At 66.5% G+C, this 555-nt stretch carries 1 protein-coding gene; it reads left to right on the forward strand.

The genetic code is table 11. The features are described from left to right. Positions 1-128 precede the first annotated feature (128 nt). Positions 129-555 (forward strand): transposase (locus ACTOQ2_RS44065; RefSeq protein WP_440108019.1); only part of this gene is annotated, 427 nt, incomplete at its 3' end.

Below are 555 nucleotides of genomic sequence, written 5' to 3' on the forward strand. Positions count from 1 at the left end.
GAGCAATGATCGAAACCTGTGGATCTGCCGGGGAGGGGTGTACCTTCCCGGATCATCCGATGATGGTTTCGAGATAAGGCCGACGTTGGCGCGTCGGTCGGGAAGGCACACCCGTGCCGCTCACCGTAGTGCCCGAACTGCCCGCTGACGACAGTTCATCGACAGCCGCCTCGTCCTCGTTGATCGACCAGATCGTTCGTGAGGGCGCCCGTAAGATGCTGGCCGCCGCGTTGCAGGCCGAGGTGGACGCCTACATCGCCGCCTTCGCTGACGAGCGCGATGCGGCCGGTCGCCGCCTGGTGGTCCGTAACGGCTCCCATCAGCCGCGCGAGATCCTCACCACGGCCGGCGCCATCGAGGTCACGGCCCCCAGGATCAACGACAAGCGCATCGATGAGGCCACCGGCGAGCGCCACCGGTTCTCCTCATCGATCCTGCCGGCCTGGGCGCGCAAGACCCCCTCGATCAGCGAGGTGTTGCCGCTGTTGTACCTGCATGGCCTGTCCTCGGGCGATTTCATTCCCGCGCTGGGGCAGTTCCTCGGCTCGTCGGCGG

Origin of the sequence: Streptosporangium sp. H16 (genome assembly GCF_051918855.1) — a bacterium.
Classification (GTDB): domain Bacteria; phylum Actinomycetota; class Actinomycetes; order Streptosporangiales; family Streptosporangiaceae; genus Streptosporangium.